Origin of the sequence: Stenotrophomonas sp. Sm10 (assembly GCF_030985515.1) — a bacterium.
GTDB classification, from domain to species: Bacteria; Pseudomonadota; Gammaproteobacteria; order Xanthomonadales; family Xanthomonadaceae; genus Stenotrophomonas; species Stenotrophomonas hibiscicola.
Map to the genome: position 1 here is coordinate 34991 of NZ_JAPTFO010000036.1, position 7636 is coordinate 42626.

Consider the following 7636-nt stretch of genomic DNA (forward strand, 5'->3'; position numbering starts at 1 on the left):
TCAGAAGGCTCCGATCAGATAGACGAAGGTGAAGACGCAGATCCACACCAGGTCCAGGAAGTGCCAGAACAGGCTCAGGCACGACACACGGGTGATGTTGGTCGGGGTCAGGCCACGGCGGTAGACCTGGTGCATGACCACCGCCATCCAGATCAGGCCGCTGGCCACGTGCAGGCCGTGGGTGGCGACCAGCGCGAAGAACGCCGACAGGTAGGCACTGGTGCTGGGGCCCGCGCCTTCGTGGATCAGGTGCGAGAACTCGTAGATCTCCATGCCGATGAACGAGGCACCGAGCACGAAGGTCACGCCCAGCCAGCGCAGCACCGCCGAGGTGTCGTGGCGATGCATCGCCAGTACGGCCTGGCCGTAGGTGATGCTGGAGACCAGCAGCAGGAAGGTCTCGGCCATCACGAACGGCAGCGAGAACAGCTCCTTGCCGGTGGGGCCGCCGGCGTAGGCGGTGCTGAGCACTGCGTACGAGGCGAACAGCGAACCGAACAGCACCAGGTCGGACATGAGGTAGACCCACATGCCGAACACCTTCATGCCGCCCTGTTCGTGGCCGTGGTCGTGCTCGTGGTGGTCCTCGTGCGCCTGCGTGTCGCTGGCCAGCTCGGGGCGGGTCAACAGGTTCATGCGCGTACCTCCTTCAACTTGGCCAGGCTGGCCGCTTCGGTGCGCGCCACCTCTTCGGAACTGACGTAGTAGTCCACGTCCTCGTCGTAGGACCGCACGATCAGGGTCACGATCATCGCGATGAAGCTGGCCGCGGCCATCCACCAGATGTGCCAGACCAGGGCGAAGCACAGCACCAGGATCCAGATGTTGAGGATCAGCGGCACGCCGGTGTTCTTCGGCATGTGGATCGGTGCGTACTTCTTCGGCGGCGGCGGCAGGCCGCGCTTCTTCGCTTCGTGGAAGGCGTCCAGCTCATCGGCCTTGGGCACCACGGCGAAGTTGTAGAACGGCGGCGGCGACGGCGTGGCCCATTCCAGCGTGCGCGCATTCCACGGGTCGCCGGTCAGGTCCAGGTTGCGCTTGCGGTCGCGAACGCTCACGTAGATCTGCACCAGCATCAGGATGATGCCCGCGAACACGAACAGCGCGCCGATGAAGGCAGCGATCAGGTACGGCGTCCACGCCGGGTTGTCGTACTGGTTCATGCGACGGGTCATGCCCATGAAGCCCAGCATGTACAGCGGCATGAAGGCCAGGTAGAAGCCGATCACCCAGCAGGCGAACGACCACTTGCCCAGGCGCTCGTTGAGGGTGAAGCCGAACACCTTCGGGAACCAGTAGGCGAAGCCGGCCAGGTAGCCGAACAGCGCGCCGCCGATGATGGTGTTATGGAAGTGCGCGACCAGGAACAGGCTGTTGTGCAGCAGGAAGTCCGCGCCCGGGATGGCCAGCAGCACGCCGGTCATGCCACCGATGGTGAAGGTGACCAGGAACGCGATGGTCCACAGCATCGGCACGCTGAACTCGACGCGGCCACCGTACATGGTGAACAGCCAGGTAAAGATCTTAACGCCGGTGGGAATGGCGATGATCATCGTCATGATGCCGAAGAAGGCATTGACGCTGGCACCGGAACCCATGGTGAAGAAGTGGTGCAGCCAGACGATGAACGACAGGATGCCGATCGCCAGCGTGGCGCCCACCATCGACTTGTAACCGAACAGCTTCTTGCGCGCGAACGTGGCAGTGACTTCAGAGAAGATGCCGAACGCCGGCAGCACCAGGATGTACACCTCCGGATGGCCCCAGGCCCACACCAGGTTCACGTACATCATCGGGTTGCCACCCAATGTGTTGGTGTAGAAGTTGAAGTCCAGGTAGCGATCCAGGGTGAGCGCGCCCAGCGCCACGGTCAGGATCGGGAAGGCGGCGATGATGATCACGCTGGTGACCAGCACGGTCCAGGTGAACACCGGCATCTTCATCAGGGTCATGCCCGGCGCACGCATGCGCAGGATGGTGATGAACAGGTTGACGCCGGTCAGCAAGGTGCCGACACCGGACGCCTGCAATGCCCAGATGTAGTAGTCGACACCCACGCCTGGACTGAACTCGATGCCCGACAGCGGCGGATAGGCGACCCAGCCGGTCATGGCGAATTCGCCAACGCCCAGCGAGATCATCATCAGCGCAGCGCCGACCACGAAGATCCAGAAGCTGAAGGCGTTGAGGAACGGGAACGCCATGTCGCGTGCGCCGATCTGCAGCGGCACGATGATGTTCATCAGGCCGACCACGAACGGGGTGGCCACGAAGAAGATCATGATCACGCCGTGCGCGGTGAAGATCTGGTCGTAATGCTCCGGTGGCAGGAAGCCATCACTGCCCGGCCCGGCCGCGGCCAGCTGCGCGCGCATCATCAGCGCGTCGGCGAAGCCACGCACCAGCATGACCAGCGCCACCACCACGTACATGATGCCGATCTTCTTGTGGTCCACGGTGGTGAACCAGTCACGCCACAACGGGCCCCACAGCTTGAAGTACGTCACCGCGCCAAGCAGCGCGAGGCCACCCAGCACCATGGCCACCAATGTGACCACGACGATCGGCTCGTGCAGCGGCACGGCCTCCCACGTCAATTTACCCAACATGTTCGTTACTCCTGGGAAACCTGGGCACCGCCGGCAGCGCCCGCCGGGGTAGCCGCAGCGGTGTTCTCACCGACGCCGATGAACTGGTCGATGACCTTCTTGAACAGCAGCGGTTCAACACTGGAGAAGTGCTGCACCGGTGCGTTCTTCGACGGCGCGGCCAGCGCCTTGAACTGCGCGAAGCTGAGCGCGTCCGGCGCGCTGCGCACCTCGGCCACCCAGCGCTCGAAGTCTTCGTTGCTGCTGGCAGTGGCGATGAACTTCATGTTGGAGAAGCCATGCCCGCTGTAGTTACCGGACATGCCACGGAACTGGCCGGGCTCGTTGGCGATCAGGTGCAGCTGCGTGCGCATGCCAGCCATCGCGTAGATCTGCCCACCCAGTTGCGGGATGAAGAAGGTATTCATCGTCGAGTTGGAGGTGATATTGAACGCCAGCGGGCGGTTGGCCGGGAAGTTGAGCTGGTTGACCGTGGCGATGCCCAGGTCCGGGTACACGAACACCCACTTCCAGTCGGTGGCGATCACGTCCACGTGCAGCGGCTCTCCGGCCACGTCCAGCGGCTTGTACGGGTCCAGCTCGTGGGTCGACTTCCACACGATCACCGCCAGCACCGCGATGATGATCAGCGGCACGCCCCAGACCACGATCTCCACCTTGGTGGAGTGCGACCAGTCAGGCATGTATTTCGCTTTGGTGTTGCCGGCGCGGTAGCGCCACGCGAACACGAAGGTCAGCACGATGGCCGGTATCACCACGATCAGCATCAGGCCGATGCAGATCAGGATCAGGTCGCGCTGGGCGAGCCCGACCATGCCCTTCGAATCCAGCAGCACCCAGTCACAGCCCGACAGGCCGACGCAGGCCAGGGCGACCAGCGCCAGGCGGATGCGGTTCCAGCAGATATTCATTGGAGGTCAACCCTGTTGAAGAAGCGCGCTTGACCGGCTCGCCTGCGCGCAGCGCCCGGGCGTGGAGCGGCTACACTGTGGGTACGAGGTCGCCTACAAGCAGGCGAGCCACTCCAATCAAGCCCATACAAGATACAGCATTGTATGGACCTGTGCATCTGCACGTATGGAAAAATCTGACCGATGACGCCACCTGCCGCCGGCCGCCGCCTGAAACACCCCAATCGCACCTGGGTCCGCCCCTTCCGCGAGGGCGCCGGCCCGCTGTACCTGCAGATTGCCCAGCAGGTGCGCGAGGCGGTGGATGACGGCGTGCTGCGCCCGGGCGACCGCCTGCCGCCGCAGCGCGACCTGGCCCAGCAGGTGGGCGTGGACCTGACCACGGTCACCCGTGCCTTTGCCGAGCTGCGCCAGGCCGGCCTGCTCGATGCGCAGGGCGCCGGCGGCACCTTCATCGCACTGTCGGCCGGCAACCGCAGCACCTCGGTGGACCTGAGCATGAACATCCCGCCGCTGCTGGGCAGCGCGCCGTTCGCACAGGGCATGGAGGCCGGTTTCCAGCACGTGGGCCAGCAGCTGGGCCAGGGCGAACTGATGAGCTACCACGTCGGCGCCGGCACCCGCGAGGACCGCGCCGCCGCTGTGCAGTGGCTGGCGCCGATGCTGGGGACAGTCGGTGCCGACCAGGTGGTGATCTGCCCCGGCGCGCAGACCGCGCTGTGCGCGCTGATCCTGGCCCGCACCCAGCCAGGCGGGCTGATCGCCGCCGAACAGCTGACCTACCCGGGCCTGCTGGCCGCCGCGCGCGTGCTGCAGCGGGGCGTAGTGCCGGTGGCGATGGACGCCGAAGGCATGCTGCCCGAGGCACTGGAAGAAGCCTGCCAGCTGCGCCGCCCGCGCCTGCTGTACCTGGTGCCGACCATCCAGAACCCGACCACGGCAACGATGTCGGCGCGGCGCCGGCAGGCCCTGCTGGCGGTTGCCAAGCGCCACGATCTGACCGTGATCGAAGACGATCCCTACTGGTTGCTGGCTGGTGACGCCGCGCCGCCGTTGGCCGCCCATCGCGACGCCGGCTGCCCGGTCTACTACATCTCCACCCTGTCCAAGTGCCTGGCCCCGGGCCTGCGCACCGCCTACCTGGTGGTGCCGGCCGGCGAGCCGATGGAGCCAGTGCTGGACGCCCTGCGCGCGATCGCACTGATGCCGACCCAGTCGATGGTGGCGATGGCCTCGCAGTGGATCCGCAGTGGCCAGGCCCAGGACATGGTGCAGCGCTTCCAGCAGGAGCTGCGCGAGCGCCAGGCCATTGCCGCCCGGTATCTGCCCACCCGCGCCCAGGCGCATCCGGCCGGCCTGCATGTGTGGCTGCCGCTGCCGCCACGGCTGGACCAGTACCGGCTGATCCAGGCCGCGCAGGAACAGGGCCTGGGCATCGCCAGTTCCGACGCCTTCAGCGTGGAAGAACCGCCGCCGGGCAACGCAATCCGCCTGTCGCTGGGCGGCGCGGTCGACCAGGGCGCTTTGGCCGGGGCGCTGGCCAAGCTGAACGAGATCCTGTCCGAAGTTCCCGAGGCCCGGCACAACGCCATCGTCTGAGTCGTCCACGTGGCAAGAGATCCATACAAGATGATATTTTGTATGCAATGTATGGATGAAGGGACGTGCATCGATGCGCGCCGAGAAACTGAAGTTCCACCTGGTGATGGCCGGTTGCGGTGGCTTTGTGGTGCTGATGCTGGCCGCGCTGGCCTGGGTCTGCCTGCAGCCACAGACCGTGGACGTACAGGCCGCCGAACGCCATGCCATCGAGCAGTGCCTGCAGCGCAGCGAGGATCCGTCGCGTAGCGAGATCCAGCGCCGCGCGCAGGCCGATTCCTGCCGCGAGATGCGCAAGCAGTACGTGCACAAGTTCGGCCGGGAAGACTCCTGATGGGCGCAGCCGCGCCGCGCCGCCGCTGGCTGCTGCCGACGATGATCGCCCTCGCCTGCCTGTTCATGGCCGGCGTGGCGGCTGCACTGTGGCAGTACTTCGGTTACAGCGCGCAGTCCACGTTCACCGAACAGGCCATCGTCTTCGACGACTCGCAGCTGCGCCTGCCGGCCGATCTGGCCGGAGATACCGGCCGCATCCGCGTGGTGCATTTCTGGGACCCGGCCTGCGGGGTGTGCAACCGCGAGACCGGTGCCCACCTGAGCTACCTGATCAGCATGTACCGCCGCGCCGGCATCGACTTCTACGCGATCCGTCGCCCTGGCACGCAGGGCGAACTGCCCGAGCCGCTGCGCAACAAGGTGATCAACCTGCCGTCCATCGACGGCATCGAGCACATCCCGGCCAGCCCTGCGGTGGCGATCTGGGACCGGCAGGGCCATCTGGCCTACGCCGGCCCGTACAGCATCGGCATGGTCTGCAACTCGGCCAACAGTTTCGTCGAACCGCTGCTGGACAGACTGGTGCGCGGCGAAACCGTGCGCCCCAAGGGACTGCTTGCCGTGGGCTGCTACTGCCCCTGGCAGGCCAAGCGCTGAGGACGCGCAATGACATCACTGGCTCTGGGTGGCGCGACCGCCGCAAACAACAACGGCGGTCACCTGTCCGAACCGACCGATGGTTATGGACAGGCTCCCGCCGTTGGAAGCAACGATACGCCCCGACATGCTCCGTACATGCCGCGACCGGATGTCGCAGCGCGCGAGTGGGTGCAGGACGTGCTCGCGCACAGCGGCCCGATCTACCTGCGCATCGTCAATTCGCTGGAACGCACAGTGCGCCGTGGTGGTCTGGCACCCGGACAGCGCCTGCCCTCGCAGCGCGCGTTGGCACAGCAGCTCGGCATCGACCTGACCACGGTCACCCGCGCGTTCGATGAAGCACGCAAGCGCGGCCTGATCGAAGCACGCGGACCACAGGGCAGTTTCATCGCACCGCCCAAAGCCGGCTTCGACCAGGCAGTGGACCTGAGCATGAACGTGCCGCCGGTGCCCGACGCCGATGCGCTGGCCGAGACACTGCGCCGCGGTGCCGCCGCCGTGCTTGCACGCAGCAACGCGCCGAACCTGATGACCTATCACCTGGGTGGCGGCAACCCCACTGATCGCCATGCTGCGGCGCGTTGGCTGCAGCCGATGCTGGGCGCCGTGGATGACGACTGCCTGCTGCTGACCGAAGGCGCGCAGGTGGCATTGGCCGCGATCCTGGTCAGCCAGGGCCGCGATGGCGATACGATCCTCTGCGATGCGCTGGTCTACCCGGGCCTGCTGCAGGCCGCCGCCGCACTGGGCCGGCGGCTGCTGCCGGTGGACGGCGACGAACACGGCATGTGTCCTGCAGCGCTGCTGCGGCAGGCACGCGAAAGCGGCGCGCGCCTGGTCTATCTCAATCCCACCTGCCAGAACCCGACCGCGCTGACCCTGCCGCTGCAGCGGCGCGAGGCGCTGGCGCGTGTACTGGAGAGCGAAGGCCTGCTGGCGATCGAGGATGATCCGTACTGGCACCTTGCCGAAGATGCACCGATACCCCTGGCAACGCTGGCACCGCGCCATGTGTTCTATGTGGCGACGCTGTCGAAGGTGATCAGCCCTGGCCTGCGCACCGCGTTCGTGCAGTGCCCGAGCGCTGCGCACGCCGAGGCGATGACGGCGGCGTTGCGGGCGACGCGGCTGATGGGCCATCCGCTGGTCTCGGCATTGGCCAGCCAACTGCTGCTGGATGGTTCGGCGCAGTCACTGCTGGCCCAGGTACGCGCCGAGGCACGCGAGCGCATGCGCATGGCACGTTACCTGCTCGCGCCGTCGCTGCTGCAGCGCGCGGAGGGCCTGCATGCCTGGTGCCGGATACCGGCACCCTGGACCGACGCCACGCTGGTGCGTACCGCACAGCTGCAGGGGCTGGCGATTGCGCCGTCATCGGCGTTCTGTCCGCCGGGGGTCTCGCTCCAGTACGGCGTGCGGTTGTCGCTGGGGCTGGCGGCGGACCGACGGCAGCTGGAGAGTGCGTTGCGACGGATTGACCGGTTGTTGTTGTCCGATGCGTTGCCGGCGATCGAGCGGTAGGCGTGGAATGGGATGTGCCGACCAACGGTCGGCACCCACCCGATCGGTAGTGCCCGCCCC

7 protein-coding genes are annotated in these 7636 nt (G+C 66.4%); 4 read left to right on the forward strand and 3 right to left on the reverse strand.

Annotated features, from left to right (window positions below; all coding sequences use genetic code 11):
- From cyoC to cyoA, 3 genes are read right to left on the reverse strand one after another with little or no spacing between them, the layout of a single operon-like run.
- On the reverse strand, window positions 1-636 hold the full coding sequence (gene cyoC / locus O0J15_RS11925) for a cytochrome o ubiquinol oxidase subunit III (RefSeq protein WP_005414759.1): 636 nt from the start codon (window positions 634-636) through the stop codon (window positions 1-3).
- The gene (gene cyoB, locus O0J15_RS11930) at window positions 633-2609 is read right to left on the reverse strand and encodes a cytochrome o ubiquinol oxidase subunit I (protein WP_308305699.1); all 1977 of its coding nucleotides are present in this window, start codon (window positions 2607-2609) and stop codon (window positions 633-635) included. Before cyoB ends, cyoC begins: the two co-directional genes overlap by 4 nt.
- Window positions 2610-2614: 5 nt before the next feature.
- On the reverse strand, window positions 2615-3520 hold the full coding sequence (gene cyoA, locus O0J15_RS11935) for a ubiquinol oxidase subunit II (protein ID WP_308305700.1): 906 nt from the start codon (window positions 3518-3520) through the stop codon (window positions 2615-2617).
- A gap of 183 nt (window positions 3521-3703) precedes the next feature.
- On the opposite strand from cyoA, the gene O0J15_RS11940 reads away from it, so the two are divergent.
- The 4 genes from O0J15_RS11940 to O0J15_RS11955 are packed head-to-tail and all read left to right on the forward strand — an operon-like array spanning window position 3704 to window position 7576.
- Window positions 3704-5119: a PLP-dependent aminotransferase family protein gene (locus O0J15_RS11940; RefSeq protein ID WP_308305701.1), complete on the forward strand. Its 1416-nt coding sequence runs from the start codon at window positions 3704-3706 to the stop codon at window positions 5117-5119.
- A 55-nt stretch (window positions 5120-5174) separates the two neighbouring features.
- Complete coding sequence (locus O0J15_RS11945) at window positions 5175-5453, forward strand: hypothetical protein (RefSeq protein WP_019336318.1); 279 nt, start codon at window positions 5175-5177, stop codon at window positions 5451-5453.
- Entirely contained in the window at window positions 5453-6052 is a 600-nt protein-coding gene (locus O0J15_RS11950) for a DUF6436 domain-containing protein (RefSeq protein ID WP_010482120.1), read from the forward strand. Before O0J15_RS11945 ends, O0J15_RS11950 begins: the two co-directional genes overlap by 1 nt.
- A 9-nt stretch (window positions 6053-6061) precedes the next feature.
- Window positions 6062-7576 (forward strand): PLP-dependent aminotransferase family protein, encoded by a 1515-nt coding sequence (locus O0J15_RS11955; RefSeq protein ID WP_308305702.1) that lies wholly within the window; start codon window positions 6062-6064, stop codon window positions 7574-7576.
- Window positions 7577-7636: the final 60 nt, after the last annotated feature.